14 protein-coding genes are annotated in these 19,402 nt (G+C 64.6%); 9 read left to right on the top strand and 5 right to left on the bottom strand.

Going from position 1 to position 19,402, the window contains the following annotated elements; all coding sequences use genetic code 11:
- The first annotated feature begins 125 nt into the window (after window positions 1-125).
- Window positions 126-1,508 carry a bifunctional UDP-N-acetylglucosamine diphosphorylase/glucosamine-1-phosphate N-acetyltransferase GlmU gene (gene glmU, locus DOM36_RS11675; RefSeq protein ID WP_110643191.1) on the top strand — a complete coding sequence of 461 codons (1,383 nt, stop codon included), beginning with the start codon at window positions 126-128 and terminating at the stop codon, window positions 1,506-1,508.
- A 320-nt stretch (window positions 1,509-1,828) separates the two neighbouring features.
- Here glmU and DOM36_RS11665 read toward each other — a convergent pair whose 3' ends face one another.
- Both DOM36_RS11665 and argE read right to left on the bottom strand, forming a co-directional pair.
- Entirely contained in the window at window positions 1,829-2,926 is a 1,098-nt protein-coding gene (locus DOM36_RS11665) for a DUF1615 domain-containing protein (protein WP_110643189.1), read from the bottom strand.
- A gap of 11 nt (window positions 2,927-2,937) precedes the next feature.
- Window positions 2,938-4,086 (bottom strand): acetylornithine deacetylase, encoded by a 1,149-nt coding sequence (gene argE, locus DOM36_RS11660; protein WP_110643188.1) that lies wholly within the window; start codon window positions 4,084-4,086, stop codon window positions 2,938-2,940.
- 434 nt (window positions 4,087-4,520) lie between these two features.
- Between argE and kdpA the strand changes: the two genes are divergently transcribed.
- From kdpA to DOM36_RS11630, 5 genes are all read left to right on the top strand, one after another.
- Window positions 4,521-6,305, top strand: a complete 1,785-nt coding sequence (gene kdpA / locus DOM36_RS11650) for a potassium-transporting ATPase subunit KdpA (protein WP_110643186.1) — start codon at window positions 4,521-4,523, stop codon at window positions 6,303-6,305.
- A gap of 73 nt (window positions 6,306-6,378) precedes the next feature.
- Window positions 6,379-8,403, top strand: coding sequence for a potassium-transporting ATPase subunit KdpB (kdpB, locus tag DOM36_RS11645; RefSeq protein WP_110643185.1), 2,025 nt, complete (start codon window positions 6,379-6,381; stop codon window positions 8,401-8,403).
- An 18-nt stretch (window positions 8,404-8,421) separates the two neighbouring features.
- Window positions 8,422-9,072, top strand: a complete 651-nt coding sequence (kdpC, locus tag DOM36_RS11640) for a potassium-transporting ATPase subunit KdpC (RefSeq protein WP_110643184.1) — start codon at window positions 8,422-8,424, stop codon at window positions 9,070-9,072.
- A 49-nt stretch (window positions 9,073-9,121) separates the two neighbouring features.
- A complete protein-coding gene (locus DOM36_RS11635; protein WP_110643252.1) occupies window positions 9,122-11,920 on the top strand; it encodes a sensor histidine kinase KdpD in 2,799 nt (932 codons plus the stop codon).
- On the top strand, window positions 11,913-12,620 hold the full coding sequence (locus tag DOM36_RS11630) for a response regulator (protein WP_232823807.1): 708 nt from the start codon (window positions 11,913-11,915) through the stop codon (window positions 12,618-12,620). The genes DOM36_RS11635 and DOM36_RS11630 overlap by 8 nt, the downstream gene beginning before the upstream one ends.
- Window positions 12,621-12,627: 7 nt before the next feature.
- Here DOM36_RS11630 and DOM36_RS11625 read toward each other — a convergent pair whose 3' ends face one another.
- Complete coding sequence (locus DOM36_RS11625; RefSeq protein WP_157958631.1) at window positions 12,628-13,659, bottom strand: FAD:protein FMN transferase; 1,032 nt, start codon at window positions 13,657-13,659, stop codon at window positions 12,628-12,630.
- 149 nt (window positions 13,660-13,808) lie between these two features.
- On the opposite strand from DOM36_RS11625, the gene DOM36_RS11620 reads away from it, so the two are divergent.
- Entirely contained in the window at window positions 13,809-14,585 is a 777-nt protein-coding gene (locus DOM36_RS11620; protein WP_110643182.1) for a DeoR family transcriptional regulator, read from the top strand.
- Window positions 14,586-14,629: 44 nt separating this feature from the next.
- Window positions 14,630-16,510, top strand: coding sequence for a glutamine--fructose-6-phosphate transaminase (isomerizing) (gene glmS / locus DOM36_RS11615; protein ID WP_110643181.1), 1,881 nt, complete (start codon window positions 14,630-14,632; stop codon window positions 16,508-16,510).
- Between the two features lie 42 nt (window positions 16,511-16,552).
- Here glmS and DOM36_RS11610 read toward each other — a convergent pair whose 3' ends face one another.
- Window positions 16,553-17,497: an oxidoreductase gene (locus DOM36_RS11610; protein WP_110643180.1), complete on the bottom strand. Its 945-nt coding sequence runs from the start codon at window positions 17,495-17,497 to the stop codon at window positions 16,553-16,555.
- A 113-nt stretch (window positions 17,498-17,610) separates the two neighbouring features.
- Here DOM36_RS11610 and DOM36_RS11605 point away from each other — a divergent pair, with 113 nt between their 5' ends.
- Window positions 17,611-18,183 (top strand): DUF308 domain-containing protein, encoded by a 573-nt coding sequence (locus tag DOM36_RS11605; RefSeq protein ID WP_158025889.1) that lies wholly within the window; start codon window positions 17,611-17,613, stop codon window positions 18,181-18,183.
- Between the two features lie 68 nt (window positions 18,184-18,251).
- On the opposite strand, the gene DOM36_RS11600 is transcribed toward DOM36_RS11605, so the two are convergent.
- Window positions 18,252-19,402: MltA domain-containing protein (locus DOM36_RS11600; RefSeq protein WP_348626401.1), on the bottom strand; the 1,151-nt coding region annotated here is incomplete at its 5' end.

Raw genomic sequence — 19,402 nt, 5'->3', positions numbered from 1 at the left:
GAAAGGCGACTCTCCGGAGTCGCCTTTTTTATGGTCGTCAGGAAAGCGCGTTCGAGGGATCTGTCCGTGACCTCCTCGCGCGCTAGAATGACGTCCGGTTTTCATTGATCAAAAGGATAAACGCCATGACCCTCGACGTCGTGATACTGGCCGCCGGCCAAGGCACCCGCATGCGCTCGAAGACGCCGAAGGTGCTGCACAAGCTGGCGGGCCGCCCGCTGGTTCGACACGTCGTCGACACGGCGGCGGGGCTGGAGAATGCCCGGCTGCACGTGGTGGTCGGCCACGGCGGCGAGACGGTGCGCGAGGCGCTTTCGAACGCCACCGGCCCCGGCCGGCAGCTGGGTTTCTGCGAGCAGGCCGAACAGAAGGGCACCGGCCATGCGGTAGCCCAGGCGCTCGACGGACTCGGTGACGGCAAGGTGCTGGTGCTCTACGGCGATGTGCCGCTGATTCAGGCACGAACCCTCGAGATGCTGCTGGACGGCGTCGACGATACGCACATGGCGCTGTTGACGGTGACGCTCGACGACCCCACCGGCTACGGTCGGATCGTACGCAATGACAAGGACGCCGTTGTCGCTATCGTCGAGCAAAAGGACGCCGACGCCGGCCAGCGTGCCATCCGCGAGTGCAACACCGGCATCATGGCGATGACGGCCGAGCGGCTGCGTCGCTGGCTGCCCGAGCTTTCCTCCGAGAACGCCCAGGGCGAGTACTACCTGACCGACGTGATCGCCATGGCCGCGGCCGATGGCATCGAGGTCAAGGCGACTCAGCCGAGCTCGCCGGTCGAGGTCGAAGGGATCAACGACCGGCGCCAGCTGGCGGCACTCGAGCGCGCCTATCAACGGCGCCAGGCCGAGCGTTTGATGACCGCGGGCGTCAGTCTGGCGGATCCGGCACGTTTCGATCTGCGCGGCGACGTCACTGTCGGTCGGGACATCCAGATCGACGTCAACGTGATTCTGGAAGGGCAGGTGACGCTGGAAGACGATGTCGTGATCGGCCCCAACTGCGTGATCAAGGACTCTATCCTGCGCCGCGGCGCGGTGGTGAAGGCCAACAGTCATCTGGAAGGCGCGGAGATGGGAGAGGGCAGCGACTGCGGCCCGTTCGCCCGACTGCGCCCCGGTACTCGCTTAGGCGCCAGAGCCCATGTGGGCAACTTCGTCGAGACCAAGAACGCCATCCTAAGTGACGGGGTCAAGGCCGGACATCTGAGCTATCTCGGCGATACCGAGATCGGCCGCGACACCAACATCGGCGCCGGTACCATTACCTGCAATTACGATGGCGCCAACAAGCATCGCACCCTGATCGGCGAGGCCGTCTTTATCGGCTCCAACAGCTCGCTGGTCGCGCCGGTCACCATCGGCAACGGCGCGACCATCGCCGCGGGTTCGACGATCACGCGCGAGGTGAAAGACGACGAGCTGGCCATCGGGCGGAGTCGTCAGGTCGTCAAGCAGGGCTGGCAGCGGCCAGTGAAGATGCCGAAGTCTTGATTCATTGTCTTTGGCGCTCATTCGAGTGAAAAGAGCTCACGACTGACGAGATCCTTACGACCCTTGTCGTCGTTATTGCGAGGGGCAAGCCCCTCGCGCTCCCCTTTTTCGCGCCACAGGCTCAAGAAATCCCGAGCGATTTTCGTCAGCGCTTCGGGTCGGCGCGCAAGGACGTCCCTGTCCCGGCGCGCCTCTAGCGACATCCATGTCGCTAGACCCGGCTCGCCGAAGATCGCTCGGGTTGAGCCTGGAAGGCGCTATCGGGTGGTTTCTTTCCGGCGACTGGAGAAACTTGCCGTTCAGAATTCAAATATTGGACATCAACGCCTCATACACTGCTGCCAGCGGTCGTCGACCCGCTTGGCGAACCACGCCGTGGTCAGGTTGCGGGTGATCTTGGGGCTCTCGAGCTTGATTCCCGGCAGGCGCGCGTAGGGAATCGGCTGATTTTCCTGCCGAGCCGCCAATGAACGGATTTTCTCGTAGAGGGCGGTCCGTTCGAAGTCGAGGGCATCCTCTTTCTCCAGCGCATCGCGAATCTCGCCGTCGTCCATATTCAGTTGACGCTTCAAGGTGCGCACCGCCAGTTCGGTCTGACCGGCCTCGCGCGAGCCGGGAATGATCAGGTCGCCGTCGAGCGCCAGCGGAATGCCGGAAAGCTGGGTCACTGCGGCCTGGAACGCGGCGTTGCGGCTGGCATACCAGCCGGCGTTGAAGTCGGCGAAACGGTAGATTGGCTCGTCGTAATTCGCGGGATAGCCGAGCAGATGGGCGATGCCGAAATAGAGTCCGCCGCGCCGGGTGAACACCTCGTGACGGATTGAGCCGTCGATCGGGTAGGGATAGCTGTCGGCGTGTTTTCTGACATAGTCTTCGGCAAAATCGACGCTGACCTGCATCGGGCCGCCGGTGTGCACCGGGTTGAGGCTGCCGAAAAGCTGTCGGCCCAGCGGCGCCATATCGATGAAATCCTCGAAGATCTCGCTCATCTCGCGCTCGGTGGTGAGGTGATCGAGGCGCTCCTCGTAGGTCTCGCCGGTGGGCGATTCGAGGTTCAGGCCGGCATCGACCAAAAAGCCCGGAATATGCAGCGCACTGGCGCGACGCTCGATCTCTTCCCGGGCGATGGTCGAAAGATTCGCCACGCTGGGATCGGCACGGTAAGTCGACTCCTGCTCGATCACCGCCAGCACCGAACAGAGATTGTCCCGGGTTGCGGGCAGATTCTGGGCCGAAAACGCGGCGGTGATATCCGTCGCCCAGCCGTCACGGTCCTCGGCGCTCGCCGGAATGAGTGTCACCAGCTCGCTTTTCACGCTCGCCGGGCGCTGCTCGAAGCCGGGCTGCGGTGCCTGGGTGCTACAGCCGACCAGCAGCGCCAGGCCCAATACCGGCGCCCAGCGAAGTCTGGCAATCATCGTGAATGTCCTCATGCGCTCAGATGCTCCACCAGCCGCTGCATCATCGCGTCGCAACGCTCGAGCTGTTCGATGGCGATGAACTCGTCCGGCTTGTGGCCCTGGTCCATGCAGCCCGGACCGCAGACCACGGTGGGGATGCCGGCTTCGTGAAACAGCCCGCCCTCGGTACCGTAGGGGACGGTGCCGAAGTCATCGCGGTCCGCCAGGATGGCAATCAAGCGCGCCACTTCGCTCAAGGCCTCGGTGGTCAACCCCGGATAGGCTTGCAGCGGTTCGAACACGATATCGGTGTTCGCCTCGACCGCGCGCATGCGGGGGAGCAACTCGCTGTCGGCGTAGTCACGCATTTCGCGCTCTACCTCGCCGGCATCAAAGCCCGGTAGCGAGCGCACTTCCCAGTCGAAGCGGCACTCCGACGGCACGATGTTGAGCGCGCGACCGCCCTCTATCACCCCGGTCTGAACGGTCGAGAACGGCGGATAGAAGCGCTCGTCGTGATGGGCGGGATCGGCCAGGCGCTCGCCGATCTGGGTGAGCCTGGTGATCATCTTCGCCGCGGTCTCGATGGCATTGACCCCCTCCGGCGCGTAGGCGGAGTGGCAGGGCGCACCATGCACGCGGCAGCGCACGCCGAGCTTGCCCTTGTGACCCAGTACCGGCTTGAGCTCGGTGGGTTCGCCGATGATGCAGGCCAGCGGCTTGTGCGGTCTGTCCTCCAGCATCGAGATGATCGAGCGTACGCCGAGACAGCCCACCTCTTCGTCATAGGAGAACGCCAGGTGTACAGGCGTCTCGAGTTCGGCCGCTTTGAGGCTCGGCACCGCCGCCAGCACGCAGGCAAGATAGCCTTTCATGTCGGTCGTGCCGCGACCGTAGAGCTTGCCGTCGCGCTCGGTCATCTCGAATGCAGGCACTGTCCACGGCTGGCCGTCCACCGGCACCACGTCGGTGTGGCCGGAGAGCACCACGCCGCCACGGTCGGTCGGGCCAATGGTTGCCCAAAGATTGGCCTTGCTGCCCTCGTCGTTATGAATCAGTTCGCTGTCGACGCCGTGCTGGCTCAAGTAATCGCGGACGAATTCGATCAGCGCGAGATTGGACTCGCGGCTGACGGTATCGAAGCTGACGAGTTTCCCGAGAAGTTCCTGACTGGTCATGATGCGGTCGGCCCACCTGTCACCGGATTGTCGTTGTCGCTGAGAGGGTGTTTACAAAATGTCTGCGCTCGACAATACGGCGTTGAAATCGACATCAAAATGCTCATTTACCCCTGGTAAACTCCGCTTTTTCAGCCGATTTCGCCTTGTCTTGCCTTCGCTCGCCGAATTTGTAAATACCCTCTGAATACGTGCTCATCGTGATGATGCCGACCCCCACCGCGCAATGCCACTACCGCCGTCTTTGATTTCCGCTTTTACGTTTTCTTTACGTCTTCGCGCGAATTTCCGCATCGCATTTTTACGCCCCTCGACTCGACACTGAGTGCCTCTCGAACGAGGAGGTGACTCATGTCCTACCTGATGCTGGCGATCGCCCTGGTGACCGCCGTCTACTTGCTGGCAACACTGTGCTGGCCGGAGCGATTCTAGCCATGAATGCGATGATGCTCTGCTATGCCCTGCTGATCGGATTGGCGCTGCCTCTGGGTCTCTACATGGGCCGCGCGCTGGATACGGATCGATCCACCGTGATGGATCGTCTCTTCGGGCCGGTGGAATCGGTCCTGATGCGCCTGGCCGGCGTCGACCGACGGGCGTCGATGACGTGGTCGGCCTATCTGCTGGCCGTGTTGAAACTTCACCTGCTGCTGATCGGGCTTGCCTGGATCGTCTTCATGAGCCAGGGCTTGCTGCCGCTCAACCCCGATGGCATCCCCGGCATGAACTGGGATACGGCGCTGCACACCGCGGTCTCGTTCGCCACCAATACCAATCAGCAGCACTATTCGGGCCAGGCACAGCTCTCCTACCTGAGCCAGACGCTTGCCATCGTCACGCTGCAGTTTCTGACCCCGGCGACCGGCCTGGCGGTGTTGCTCGCCATCACGCGCACGCTGCTCAAGCGCCAGACCACCAACCCGATCGTTGGCACAAACACGACCGTTAGCACCAACACGTCCACAACGTCCGCCGGGCGCGGGATGGGACGCGACTCGGTCGGCAACTGCTCGGTCGGTAATTACTCGGTCGGTAACTACTATGTCGACCTCACGCGGATCGTGGTGCGGGTGCTGCTGCCGCTATCGCTGGTGGTGGCGCTGGTCCTGGTGTGGCAGGGCGTGCCGGCCACCTATCAGGGAGCGCAGAGCGTGACGATGCTCGATGGAGGCGCGGCACAGGTCATTCCGCGCGGCCCGGTGGCGCCGATGGTGGCGATCAAGCAATTGGGCACCAACGGTGGCGGCTGGTATGGCCCCAATTCGACCGTGCCGCTGGAGAATCCGACCGGATTGGCGAATCTCGTCGAGACGATCGCGCTGCTGCTGATTCCGGTGGCAACGCTGATCGCCGTCGGCGTCATCAGCGGCCGTCGCCGGCTGATGATGGGTATCGGCGCGGTGATGATCGCGTTCTCGTTGATCACCACCACCCTGATCGTGGTGTCGGAACGCCAGCCCAACGCCGCGCTGGCCGGACTCGCCGTCGCCGGCAGTCCCAATCTCGAAGGCAAGGAGGTGCGTTTCGGCAGCGATCTCTCTGCCCTTTGGGGCAGCTGGACGACGCAGACCTCCAACGGGTCCGTCAATGCCATGCATGACAGCTTCAATCCGTTGGGCGGGCTGGGCCTGCTGATGGACATGTTCGTCAATGTCACCTTCGGCGGCATCGGGGTGGGGATGATCGGCTACCTGCTCTATCTGATGCTGGCGGCGTTCATCGGGTCGCTGATGATCGGCCGCGCGCCGGAGCTGTTCGGCAAGCCGCTGGAGACCCGCGAGATGCGCTGGATCTCGCTGGCGATTCTGGCGCAACCCCTGATCATCCTCGGATTGACCGCCATCACCGTGGCGTTTCCCGCGCTGACCGGCAATTCCAATCCTGGCTTTCATGGGCTCTCGCAGGTGCTCTACGAATACACCTCGGCATTCGCCAACAACGGCTCCGGCTTCGAGGGACTCGGCGACGGTACACCATGGTGGAACCTGGCCTGCGTGCTGGCGCTGGCGGTCGGCCGTTTCCTGCCGATGCTGGTGCCGCTGGCGGTGGCCGGATGGTTGATGGAAAAACGCACGGCGCCACAAGGGCGCGGCACCCTGTCGCTGGAGGGTGGTGCGTTCGTCGGCCTGACCGCGGGTGTCATCGTCATCGTCAACCTGCTCGGTTTCCTGCCCGCGCTGGTGCTGGGTCCGATCGCCGAGCAGTTGACCCTGCCCTGATGAATCGCGTCGACGGAAACGGAATTGACGGAGCGGGACTGGTGGAAACGGGATCGAGGAAAGAGACATGGCAATGATGCAAACACACGAAGCCTCCCAAGGTCTGCGCGTTCGACCGCTGACCCTGCTGGGAGAATCCCTGCGCCGGTTGAACCCGCGCAGCCTGGCGCGCAATCCGGTGATGGCGGTGGTCGCCATCGGCACCCTGGTTTGCGCGCTCTATACCGGCATGGCGTTTGCCGAGGATGGCGGTCAGGGAACGTTCGCGCTGATCGTGACCCTGGTCCTGCTGGCGACGGTGCTGTTCGCCAACGCGGCCGAAGCGATGGCCGAAGCGCGCGGCAAGGCCCACGCCGGTAGCCTGCGCGCCACCCGCGGTGAATTGAAGGCACGGCGTGTGACCAAGAACGGCGAAGAGACGGTCGCCGCCGATCAGCTGCGCCGGGGCGATCGGATCCGGGTGATCGCCGGAGAGCTGATTCCTGCCGACGGTGAAATCATCCAGGGTGCCGGTTCGATCAACGAGTCCGCCGTCACCGGCGAGTCGGCACCGGTACTGCGTGAGGGGGGCACCGATAACAGCGGCGTCAGCGCCGGCACCAAACTGCTCTCCGACGAGCTGATCGTCGAGGTCAGCGTCGACCCCGGCGAGTCGCTGCTCGACCGCATGATCGCGCTGGTGGAAGGCGCCAGCCGCCAGAAGACACCCAGCGAACTGGCACTCTCCGTGCTGCTGTCGACGCTGACGCTGATATTCCTGATCGTCGTGGTCACGCTGGTACCGATGGCGCTGTTCGTGGGGATCGAGACTTCGACGGTGATGCTGGTGGCGCTGCTGGTGTGTCTCATCCCCACCACCATTGGCGGGCTGCTGCCGGCCATCGGCATCGCCGGCATGGAGCGTGCCATGCGTGCCAATCTGGTCGCCAAATCGGGCAAGGCGGTGGAGATTGCCGGCAGCATCGACACGCTGCTGCTCGACAAGACCGGCACGATCACGCTCGGCGACCGTCGTGCCACCGAATTCGCACCGTGTCAGGGGGTCGACCTGACACGACTGCGGGAGATCGCCGGTGTCTGCTCGCTGCAGGATCCGACCCCGGAAGGGCGCTCCATCGTCGTGCTGGCGCGCGATCAGGGCGCGACACTGGATTCGCCGCAGAACGCCGAGGTCGTGCCGTTTTCCGCGATGAGTCGGGTGTCCGGTCTCGACTTCGCCGATGGTCGATGCTGGCGCAAGGGCGCGCCCAACGCCATCGCCCGGCTGGTACAGGAAGCGGGAGGCCGCGTGCCGGGGGATTTCGAGGCGCTGGTCGAACGCATCTCGCGACATGGTGCCACGCCGCTGGCGGTGTTGGAGGGCAACGTGTTGCTGGGCGTGATCGCGCTGTCGGATGTGATCAAGACGGGGATCGCCGAGCGGTTCCAGCAACTGCGCGAGATGGGCGTGAAGACGGTGATGATCACCGGCGACAACCCGATCACCGCCGCCGCGATTGCCGCCGAAGCCGGCGTCGACGACTACATCGCCGAAGCGACGCCGGAGCGCAAGCTCGAACTGATCCGTGAGGAGCAGGCCGCCGGTCGGCTGGTGGCGATGATGGGTGACGGCACCAACGATGCCCCGGCGCTGGCCCAGGCCGATCTGGGGCTGGCGATGAACTCCGGCACCCAGGCAGCGCGGGAAGCGGCCAACATGGTCGATCTCGATTCCGACCCCGGCAAGCTGCTCAGCGCAGTGGAGATCGGCAAGCAGCTGCTGATCACCCGCGGGGCGTTGACCACCTTCTCGCTGGCCAACGACGTCGCCAAGTATTTCGCGATTCTGCCGGCGATCTTCGCCGCCAGCGTGCCGGCGCTAGGCGGTCTCGACGTGCTCCACCTGCACTCGCCGCAGTCCGCGGTGTTGTCGGCGGTCATTTTCAATGCGCTGGTGATACCCGCGCTGATTCCGTTCGCCCTGCGTGGCGTTCGCGTCCACGCGGCATCCGCCAGCGCCATGCTGCGACGCAACCTGCTGATCTACGGTCTCGGTGGCTTGTTGCTGCCGTTCCCCGCCATCAAGCTGATCGATCTGCTCATCGGTCCGCTGTTCTGAGATTTCTGGAGACTTGCCATGTCAGTCACTGATTCCCGTCACGACATTTCCGCTCATGGTGCCCAGGGTGATCCCCATGAGGCCTCTCACGCTACCCAACGGTCCGCCGGCAACGGCAGCTGGCTGACGGCAGTCCGCTTCAGCCTGCTCATGGCAGTGGTGCTTGGTCTGCTCTATCCGCTGGTGGTGGTCGGATTGGGCCAGTTGGGGTTTTCGCATCAGGCCAACGGCAGTCTGCTGGCCGATGCGGAGGGTCGGGTCATCGGCTCGTCGCTGGTGGGGCAGCGATTCACCAGCGAACGCTATTTCCAGGGTCGGCCTTCGGCGGTGGATTACGCGGCCGGCGCGGTTGGCGGTTCCAACCTGGCGCCGAGCAACCCGGCATTGCGGGAACGCGCCGAGGCCGACGCCGGGCAGATCACCGCCCGCGACGGCGTCGAGCCGGGCCGGATACCGGTGGACCTGCTGACCGCTTCTGGCTCAGGCATCGACCCGGCCATCAGCCCAGAAGCGGCAGCCATCCAGGTCGATCGTGTGGCGCGCGCGCGCGGCCTGTCCCCTTCGGCTGTCACGGCGCTGGTCGAGCGCTATAGTGACAGCGGCGGCTGGCTCGGTCAGCCGACCGTCAACGTGCTGGCACTCAATCTGGCACTGGACGCTATCGAATGAGGTCGAGACGCGTCCGCTACCCTGAAGCGGATTGTCGGAGATCGAAACCGTGAATCATTCCCGCGAGGTGCAGCGCCCCGATCCGGACGCCCTGTTGGCAACGACGCGGGCCGGTCATGACGGATCGCTGCGAATCTTTCTCGGCGCTGCCCCCGGCGTGGGCAAGACGAGTGCCATGTTGCGCACCGCGCGGGAACGTTTCGACGCCGGGGGCGACGTGCTGCTGGGCGTCATCGAAGCACACGGCCGCAATGAGACCGAACGCCTGTGCGACGGGCTGCCGAGTCTGGCGCTGACGCCCAGGGAACGTCATGGGCGCACCTTCCATGAATTCGACCTAGACGCTGCGCTGGCGCGTCGACCGCAGATCCTGCTGGTCGACGAACTGGCCCATCGCAATATTCCCGGCGGTCGTCATGCCCGGCGCTGGCAGGATATCGAAGAGCTGCTCGATGCAGGTATCGATGTCTGGACCACGCTCAACGTCCAGCATGTCGACAGTCTCAACGACGACGTGGCGCGGATTACCGGTATTCGGATGCGCGAAACCGTACCCGATCGGCTGATCGCTCGAGCCCGGGACATTTCGTTGATCGATCTCACGCCGCAGGAGCTGATCGAGCGCCTGCAGCAGGGCAAGGTCTACGTGCCGGAACAGGCGCGGACGGCGCTGGAGCACTATTTTTCGCCTGGCAACCTCACCGCGCTGCGTGAACTGGCGCTACGGGTGATGTCGGATCGCCTCGACAGCGACGTGCGCCAGGTCATGGATGCCAGCGGCGTGGCGGGCCCCTGGCCGGTGCGGGCAAAACTGTTGGTGGCGGTGAAAGGCAAGCGTAGCGATCACGGACTGCTGCGGGCTGCCAGCCGCTGGGCCCAGCGTCACCAGGCACCCTGGCAGGCCGTGCAGGTCACGCCGCTTCGCGATGTCGATCCCGCCACGGCCAGCGAGTCGAGCAATCTGCGCCAGCAGGCCGAGCAGTTGGGCGGGCGTTGGGAAACTCTCAGCGGTGACGACCCGCTGGCGGAGCTGTTGGACCACGCGGCACGCCACAACATCACCGCCTTGATGATCGGGCGGGCGACTTCACGGCGACAGGCGTGGTGGCAACCCGTTTGGTGGCGATCGGGATGGCGACGACCGCTGGTCGACCGGCTGCTTTCGCGGCGCCCGCCGTTCGATCTGATCGTGCTGGCCGACGAAGAGGCGATGACGCGGCCCTCTCGCCCCCGCTGGCGACCACCATTGGCGCGGGAGTGGCTGTGGCCGCTGGTGGGCACAGCGCTGGCGGCGCTGGCAGCCCAACTGCTCTCGACCCAGGTCGAACTGGCCAATCTGTCGCTGATCTTCCTGGCTGCCGTCCTGGCCAGTGCGCTGCGCGCGGGCACGCGCTCGGCGATGCTGGCGGTGGTTTTCAGCGCTCTGGTCTACAACTTCCTGTTCACCGAGCCGCGGTTCACGCTGGCCATGATCCATCAGGATCAGGTCCTGACGGTGCTGATCTTCTGCCTGGTAGCGGTGGTCGCGGGCCAGCTGGCGGGCAAGGTGCGGCGGCAGTTGAGCGAACTTCGGCAAAGTCGCCATCGGATCCAGGAGATGCTGTCAATCTCACGCTCGTTGGCGAGTGCGGCCGATCACGCCCGCGTTCGCGACATTGCGGTCAAGGCGCTGGCCGACACGCTCGGGCTGCCCTGCGTGTTCGTCGAGGGCGACGATGCTGCCGGGCCGCCCCGGGTCACGGCCTCCCACCCGGGACAGATTGCGCTCGAACCCCCTGCGCTGCAGGCGTCGCGATGGACGCATCAGCATGCGCGGCCGAGCGGTCACGGTACCCAGACCCTGAGCGCGCAGCGCTGGCGGTTCGTGCCTGTCGTCGGAAACGACACGCTACGCGGCGTGCTGGGGCTGGCGCTGGGGGATCGCGAGCGTCCGCTCGATGCCGCCGAAGAGGCGCTGATCGACAATCTGGTCAACCAGCTGGGCAGCGCGCTGGCCCGCACCCGGCTGGTCGCCGATCTCGGCACCGCGCGGCTGGCCGAAGAGAACGAACGTCTGCGCTCGGCACTGCTGTCGTCGGTCTCCCACGATCTGCGCACGCCGCTGGCCTCGATCATCGGCTCCGCCAGTTCGTTGCGGGAGCTCTGGTCGCAGCTGGCCGAAACCGACCGCCAGGAACTGCTCGACGGCATTCTCAGTGAAAGCGAACGACTCAATCGCTACATTCAGAACCTGCTAGACATGACCCGGCTGGGTCATGGCGGACTGAAGCTCGAGCGAGACTGGGTCGCGCTATCGGATATCATCGCCTCCGCCCTCAAGCGTCTGAAATCCGTGGTCGAACCGCTGACGGTGGAGCGTCATCTTGGCGCCGACCTGCCACTGCTATACGTCCATCCGGCGCTGATCGAACAGGCATTGATCAACGTGATCGAGAACGCCGCGCGATTCTCACCCCAGGGTGGGCGATTGCGCATCTCCGGTGCCAGGGAGGCCGATCAGGTGGTGATCCATGTCACCGACCAGGGGCCGGGTATCGACGAGGCGCTGCGAGAACGCATCTTCGACATGTTCTTCAGCGGTGGCGAGGGCGACCGCGGCCCACAGGGCAGCGGTCTCGGACTCGCGATCTGTCGGGGCATGGTCGGTGCCCACGGTGGCGAGATCAGCGCCGGCCCGGCGGACTGGGGGCAGGGCACCGATATCCAGATCCGGTTGCCGATCTGGGAACCTCCCACCAGCGAGGTGCCCGCGGAGGGGCAGCATCAGCCTTCGGGGAATGCAGTGGAGAATGACGTGACGGCGATAGAGAATGGCGGCAACGCGGTCGAGAGGAGCAGGAATGAGTGATTCGGCGATGGGAGAACGCGGGCCGCGCATTCTGCTGATCGAGGATGAGCGTCAGATCCGTCGTTTCATGCGAATCAGCCTGACCTCTCAGGGGTTCGAGGTGATCGAGACGGAAGACGGCAATACAGGCATGGCGGCGTTCAATCATCAGCGCCCCGATCTGGTGCTTCTCGACCTGGGGCTGCCGGACGTGGATGGCATGGAAGTGCTCGATGCGCTGCGTGCCCAGAGCGAGGTGCCGGTGCTGGTGGTATCGGCACGTGCCAGCGAAGCGGAGAAGGTGGCCGCGCTGGATGCCGGCGCCAATGACTACATCACCAAACCGTTCGGCATTCAGGAACTGCTGGCGCGGGTACGGGCCGCGCTACGCACGACCACACCCGGCACCCTCGGCGAGGGACTGAAGCTCGGCGAGCTGACCATCGATCTGGCTCGACACCGGATCGTTCGGGGCGAAGAGGCCGTCCATCTCACGCCACGCGAGTTCAGCGTGCTGGCGATGCTGGCACGCCAACCCGATCGTGTCGTCACTCAGCATCAGCTGCTGGCGGATATCTGGGGTCCGGTTCACGTCCACGACACCCACTACCTGCGTATCGTCGTCAGCCGTCTGCGCCAGAAGCTGGGCGACGATCCCGACGCGCCACGGCTGATCCAGACCGAAGCCGGCATCGGCTATCGACTCGGTTCGTTCGGTTAGGTCGATTTCACTTCATCTCCTTCACGAGCCCGGACTCGACCAGCGCCGGGCTGCGGCTTTCGATCAGCTTTCCGTTCTGATCCTCTCGAATGAACAACACCGCCAGATGTTGCTGGCGCGCCACCTGCATGCCCGCCTGCTGCCCCAGACACAGCATGGCGGTCGCCCAGGCGTCGCCGACGCGCGGATCGGTTCCGATCACGCTGGCGGAGACCAGATCGTGGCTGACCGGTGATCCGGTACGGGCATCGAGGATGTGCGAATAGCGATGGCCTTGCGCATCGAAAAAATGGTGGTACGTCCCTGAGGTATTGATGGAAACGCCATCCTCGCCGGTTATCTCCAGCACTTTCTGTACCGCGAGGTTGCCCGGCGATGGGCGTTCTATCGCGACCTTCCAGCGGCTGCCATCCGGTTTGTGGCCCTTGATCAGCGTGTCACCGCCGAACTCGATCAGGTAATCGTGAACGCCGGCGTTTTCCAGTACGCGCTGCAGGCGCCAGAGGGTATAACCCTCGCCGATGGATGACATATCGATGGAGAGTGCCGGCAGCGTCTTGCGTATTCGGCTACCGCCTTCATCCAGCGTGACGTGGTCATAGCCAGTCTCGGCAAGCGTCGCATCGATCTGCTGTCGGTCGGGAGGCTGGAATTCGTCCGCCCGGAAACCCCACAGGTCGAACAGCGGCGCGATCGTCGGATCGTAGCATCCCCGGGAATCGCGATGGACGGTCCGGGCGATCGCCAGCAGCTGCGTTACCTCCGGCGGCAAATCCTGCCAGTCGGTGGAGCGACTGCGATTGAAGCGCGCGATCAGCGAGTCATCGCGATAGTTGGAGATCCACAGGTCGATCTGCTCCAGAGCCTGGTCAAAGGCTTGCTTCACCCGATCGCCGTCGACATCACCCTCGGTCCACCAACTGATATGAAAGGAGGTGCCTTCGGCATCACCCTGATACTTCTGGATGTCGGGTGGCCGCGAACATCCTCCGATGACGATCAGCACGAAAGTCAAAACAACGGCGTGGAAACAACGCATCGTGAACATTCCTGGCGGGGCGATCAACTTCAGGGAGGGGCCATTTTCGCAGATCTGCGGTTCAAGGACGCTCTGGCGCTTACCGATTTCCTTGACAAAATCTGCCGGTGGAGTTTCGATGTGATCGAATTATCTTACGAAGTGAAAGAATGCCGAAACGCGACACCGCTCAGCGCCGCCATGCCATTCTCGCCTACGTCAACGAACACGGGGAAACCCCGGTCGAGACGTTGGCGAGCCGCTTCGCGATCTCAGAAGTCACCGTCCGCAAGGATCTCAACACGCTCGAGCGCAGCGGCCTGCTGCTGCGGCGCTACGGCGGCGCGGCGCCTCTGCCCCAGGAGATGCTGAGCGAACCGGCGCAGTCGCTGTCGCCGTTCAAGCAGGCGATTGCCCGGGCGGCGCGAGCGCGCATCCGCGAGCACAACCGAATCATCGTCGACAGCGGCACCACCACCGCCGCGTTGATCGGCGAACTGGGCGGGCTGCGCGGTCTGGTGGTGATGACCAACTCGCTCGCCGTGGCCGGTGCGCTGCGCGAGCTGGAGTCCGAACCGGCGCTGCTGATGACCGGCGGCACCTGGGACCCGCATTCGGAATCCTTCCAGGGCCAGGTCGCCGAGCAGGTGCTGCGGGCCTACGACTTCGACCAGCTCTTCGTCGGTGCCGACGGCATCGATCTCGAACGCGGCACCACCACCTACAACGAGTTGTTCGGCCTCACCCGGGTGATGGCCGAGATCGCCCGCGAGGTGGTGGTGATGGTGGAGGCCGACAAGATCGGCCGCCGTATCCCCAATCTGGAACTGCCCTGGGCACGCATCGACACGCTGGTCACCGACTGGCGACTCGACGACGTCTCGGCGACCGCCATCGAATGCCAGGACGTGGCGCTGGTGGTCGCCGAACGGCCCGCGGATCAGTAAAGCGAATCAGTAAGACCGTCAACGAATTCTGAAAGGTATCGACTATGTGTGGAATCGTCGCCGCGCTGGCTGCGCGCAACGTGCAGGGCATCCTGCTGGAAGGGCTGAAGCGACTCGAGTACCGCGGCTACGACAGCGCCGGGATGGCAGTGCTGGAGAACGGGACACTCGTGCGCCAACGCGCCAACGGCAAGGTCGCGGCGCTTGAGGAGAAGCTGACCCAGCGGGCGCTGAAGGGCAGCATCGGTATCGCCCACACCCGCTGGGCGACTCACGGCAAGCCCTCCGAAGTGAACGCTCACCCACATCTGGCGCGTGAGCGGTTGGCGATCGTCCACAACGGCATCATCGAGAACTTCGAGCCGCTCAAGGGTATATTGGAAGCCGATGGCGTGACGTTCGAATCGGAGACCGACACCGAGGTCGTCGCCCACCTGATCGATCGCGCCTTTCGCCGTCAGAACAGGCCCAATCAGGACGGTGGCGAGACCGGCGATCTGCTGGCGGCGGTACAGGCCACCCTCGACCGTATCGACGGCGCCTACGCGCTGGCGGTGATGCACGCCGATGCGCCGCGAGAAATCGTTGGCGCCCGCAAGGGCAGCCCGCTGGTGGTGGGCGTGGGGATCGACGAGAACTTCCTCGCCTCCGATGCGCTGGCGCTTTTGCAGGTCACCGACCGCTTCATTTATTTGCAGGAGGGCGACGTGGTCCGCCTGTCCGATGCCCACGGCATCGAGATTTTCGCCGCCGACGGCCAGCCGGTCGAACGCCCGGTGCACACCTTCGAGCACGGTGACAGCGCCGCCAGCCGCGGCGAGTATCGTCATTTCATGCTCAAGGAGATTCACGAGCAGCCGACGGTGATCGCCGCCACGCTGGAAGGCCGGTTGAGCGGTTCCCACGTGCTCGAGAGCAGCTTCGGTGTCGGCGCCAGGGCGCTGTTCGAGCGGGTCAAGCAGGTACATATCGTTGCCTGCGGCACCAGCTACCACGCTGGCATGGTGGCACGCTACTGGCTCGAGAAGCTCGCCGGCCTGCCAACCACGGTCGAAGTCGCCTCCGAGTATCGCTACCGCGAAGTCGTCGTGCCGGAAAACACCCTGTTCGTCACGCTCTCCCAGTCCGGCGAGACCGCCGATACCCTGGCGGCGCTGCGCTATGCCAAGAGCCGTGCCAAGAGCCGTGACAAAACACCGGGTTATCTGGGGACGCTGGCGATCTGCAACGTGCCCGGCAGCTCGCTGACGCGGGAATCCGATCTGGCGCTGATGACCCAGGCCGGCCCGGAGATCGGCGTCGCCTCCACCAAGGCATTCACCACCCAGCTCGTCGCCCTGATGCTGCTGACGCTCTCGCTACGCAAGTCTCGCGGCGATGAACGCGAAGCGGCTCTGGTTCAGGCGCTACGCGGCCTGCCGGCGGTTCTCGACAGCGCGCTGGCCATGGATGGCCCGATCGCCGAACTGTCGGAAGCCTTCGCCGAGAAGCACCATGCGCTGTTCCTGGGTCGCGGCACCCAGTTTCCGATCGCCCTGGAAGGTGCGCTCAAGTTGAAGGAGATCTCCTATATCCACGCCGAGGCGTACCCGGCCGGCGAGCTCAAGCACGGGCCGCTGGCGCTGGTCGACGCCGACATGCCGGTGGTCGCTGTCGCGCCCAACGACGAACTGCTGGAAAAGCTCAAGTCCAACCTGCAGGAAGTCCGCGCCCGGGGCGGCGAGCTGTTCGTGTTCGCCGACGAAGGCGTGGCGCTGACCGCCGCCGACAACCTGCGCGTGCTCCACGTACCGCCTGTGGATGAATTGCTCGCCCCCATCGTCTACACCATTCCGCTGCAGCTGCTCTCCTACCATGTCGCCGTGCTCAAGGGCACCGACGTCGACCAGCCGCGCAACCTGGCCAAGAGCGTGACGGTGGAGTGAGGCATGACGGTGGAGCCAGCGATGCTGTTCCACGATAACCCATCAGGTCGGTCGCCGAGGTTCGCTCGACCACGCCGCGCCGGTCAACTTACACGACACTTCCCATAGCCGATCTTCCACAGCCCGGTCCCTGGCTGCCTTGCTGCGGAAGGCGCGTTTGGGTGCGCCACGGGTCTCGCTGAAGCCGTCGGGGCCGAAGTAGTCACCGGGGCGCACATCGTCCCCGAGCGCGGCGTGAAGCGTAGGCCTGGCGCCTTCGGCGGCGGATTGGCTGATCAGCGGCATCACCAATTTGAAGGCCTGGCCGATCAGCGCGCGGCTTTTTACGCCGGCATCGAACAGGGCTGTGCGGGAAAGCCCGGGATGCGCGGCGACGCTGAGAATGTCCCAGCCGTGCTGATCGCTCTGTTTCTGGAGTGCCTGCGCGAACAGCAGCATGGCGAGCTTGGACTGGCGATAGGCGTGCCAGGGATCGTAGTGCTTGCCGCCGTCGAGATCGTCGAAAGCGATCCTGCCGCTGCGGTGCGCCAGGCTCGAGAGCTGGACGACGCGTGGCGGCTCGGACTTCGAATCCGACGACGTCGCTGCAACCAGCATTGGCAGCAGTAGGCTGGTGAGCAAAAAGTGGCCTAGATAATTGACGCCGAACTGACGTTCGAAGCCGTCCGCCGTGCGCTCGCGCCGGGGCAGCGCCATGATGCCGGCGTTGTTGATCAGCAGGCGCAGCTCGGTTTCGCTTCCGCGCAGGCGCGCAGCGAACTGGCGCACCGATTCGAGGCTGTCGAGATCGAGCAACTCGAAGCGAACCTCGGCGCCGGGTCGATGGGCGCGTACCGCGTGGCAGGCGAGCTTGCCCTTCTCGGGATTGCGCCCGGCGACGATGACGCGATACCCGGCGTCTGCCAGGCCCTTGGCGGTTTCCAATCCTAGCCCGGCAGTGGCCCCGGTCACGATGGCCAGTGGCGGTTGCGTCGTGATGTCGTTCATCGAAGTCCTTACTGTCAGCGTCTATGATTACTCACAGCCGATCGTTTCCAATGCACCGATACCCCTCGTATTGCATTCATCGTTACCCGTTCATCAACCTCAGGGAGTGCCTGATGACCAACATCTCGAGAAGCCTGATCGGGCGAAGCTGGTGGATTCTGATGGCGTTCGGCGTCATTGCCATCCTCTTCGGTCTGCTGGCGATATTCCAGCCCCTGAAGGCGGTCGCTGCGCTGACCTGGATCATGGGTATCATGGCGCTGGCGGAAGGGGTCACAACGCTGTTCACGACGGCCACGGCCTATCGGGGGCCGGGCAAGGGCTGGCTGATCTTCTACGGCGGGTTCTCGGTTGTGTTCGGATTGATCGCCATTTTCGATCCGCTCTCGATGGCCAGCGCATTGCTGGTGCTGGTCGGGATCTGGCTGGTCATCGCCGGTGTCTATCGCTTGATGATGGGGCTGCGCGTTCGCCGCCCGGTGCCCGGCCAGGGTTTCACCGCGCCCGGCGAGGGCTGGACCGTGCTCAGCGGTATTCTGGCCCTGCTGCTGGGTATTCTTTTGGTGGCCAGCCCGCTCAGCGGTCTGATCGTCACGGCGCTATGGATCGGTATCGTGGTGCTGCTCTATGGCATCGTTCAGGTGATCGCGGCACTACGCGTGCGTAAGGCATTCTCACCAAGCTGATATCCCCGACCTGACACCCTCGAACGCCCCCAGACGCCTCATGTGCGACGAGCGCAGCCGGTTGGCTATTATTTAGGCATCAGCACCCACATCTCGCCCTTCTGCTTCATTCGGCTGGCGGCTTCGCCGGCGGCGTCGCCGTGACCCCAGTAGAAGTCCGCGCGCACTGCGCCCTTCACCGCGCTGCCGGTATCCTGCGCCACCATCAATCGCTGCAGCGGCTGGTTGGAAAGCGGTTGGGTGGTGGAGAGAAATACCGGCGCGCCGAGGGGAATTTCGTCCGGGTCGACCGCGATGCTGCGCTCCGAGGTCAATGGCACGCCGAGAGCGCCCACCGGGCCGCTGGTATCGGCCAGGGCTTCGCTGCCCTTCAATTCACGGAAGAACACCATGCGCGGATTGACGTTGAGCATGTCTTCGACCTGGCCCGGATGCCGACGCGCCCAGTCACGCACGCCGGGCAGTGTGGCTTCGGCGGGCGTGATCTCGCCGCGGTCGATCAAGCGCCGGGCGAAGGACTGGAACGGCTGATTGTTGGTGCCGGCATAGGCGACGCGCATGGTGGTGCCATCGGTCATTTCCACCCGGCCGGAGCCCTGAATCTGCAGATAGGCCGCTTCCACCGGATCGTCGACCCACACCAGCTCGGTGCCGTCGAGATCGCCGCTGCGCATCAGTTCGGCGCGGGTCGGGCCGACGTGGGTGTGGCGCTTCCAGTACTTCGGATACTGGTAGAGCGGCGTCTGGTATGGCCCGCCGCGCACGCGGGAGCCGCGCAGAATCGGCTCGTAGTAGCCGGTGATCAGGCCGGTGGCGCTGCCGTCGCTGTTGGTCACGCGGTAGGGCGTGAAGCGGCTCTCGAAGAAGTTCTGGATCGCCTGAGCATTGAGCGGGTCGACCGACTGGGCATCGTGGCAGACGCCTTTCCACGCCGCCTTACGCTTGAGCCGTGTGCAGCTCTCCCGGAACGCGCTCCATGCCGCCATCGGCTGATCCCGGCTCCAGCCCGGCAGATGGCCCCAGTTGGTCTTGCGCGCCGTCTGTTCGACCCGTGCCTCCGGACTTCCGCTGGGGGAAGTGGTCATGACCGGACCGCTGGAACAGCCGGCCACCAGCAGGGCGAAGAAGAGGCAGGCCAGCAGCGGCAGAACACGGCGAGAGGGCACGAACGGGCGCGGGACGCTGGAAAGCATGCAGAGTCGATCCTTGAACACGATGC

The sequence above is a fragment of the Salinicola sp. CPA57 genome (assembly GCF_003206035.1).
GTDB lineage: Bacteria > Pseudomonadota > Gammaproteobacteria > Pseudomonadales > Halomonadaceae > Salinicola > Salinicola socius.
The sequence above is the reverse complement of the archived record's forward strand: the minus strand, read 5'-3'. Positions and strand labels throughout refer to the sequence as shown.

Bases quoted from the DNA above. Each gene is read 5' to 3' on its own strand.
- glmU (WP_110643191.1), top strand. From the start codon at position 126: ATGACCCTCGACGTCGTGATACTGGCCGCCGGCCAAGGCACCCGCATG.
- DOM36_RS11665 (WP_110643189.1), bottom strand. From the start codon at position 2,926: ATGATTGCCAGACTTCGCTGGGCGCCGGTATTGGGCCTGGCGCTGCTG.
- argE (WP_110643188.1), bottom strand. From the start codon at position 4,086: ATGACCAGTCAGGAACTTCTCGGGAAACTCGTCAGCTTCGATACCGTC.
- kdpA (WP_110643186.1), top strand. From the start codon at position 4,521: ATGAATGCGATGATGCTCTGCTATGCCCTGCTGATCGGATTGGCGCTG.
- kdpB (WP_110643185.1), top strand. From the start codon at position 6,379: ATGATGCAAACACACGAAGCCTCCCAAGGTCTGCGCGTTCGACCGCTG.
- kdpC (WP_110643184.1), top strand. From the start codon at position 8,422: ATGTCAGTCACTGATTCCCGTCACGACATTTCCGCTCATGGTGCCCAG.
- DOM36_RS11630 (WP_232823807.1), top strand. From the start codon at position 11,913: ATGAGTGATTCGGCGATGGGAGAACGCGGGCCGCGCATTCTGCTGATC.
- DOM36_RS11625 (WP_157958631.1), bottom strand. From the start codon at position 13,659: ATGCGTTGTTTCCACGCCGTTGTTTTGACTTTCGTGCTGATCGTCATC.
- DOM36_RS11620 (WP_110643182.1), top strand. From the start codon at position 13,809: ATGCCGAAACGCGACACCGCTCAGCGCCGCCATGCCATTCTCGCCTAC.
- glmS (WP_110643181.1), top strand. From the start codon at position 14,630: ATGTGTGGAATCGTCGCCGCGCTGGCTGCGCGCAACGTGCAGGGCATC.
- DOM36_RS11610 (WP_110643180.1), bottom strand. From the start codon at position 17,497: ATGAACGACATCACGACGCAACCGCCACTGGCCATCGTGACCGGGGCC.
- DOM36_RS11605 (WP_158025889.1), top strand. From the start codon at position 17,611: ATGACCAACATCTCGAGAAGCCTGATCGGGCGAAGCTGGTGGATTCTG.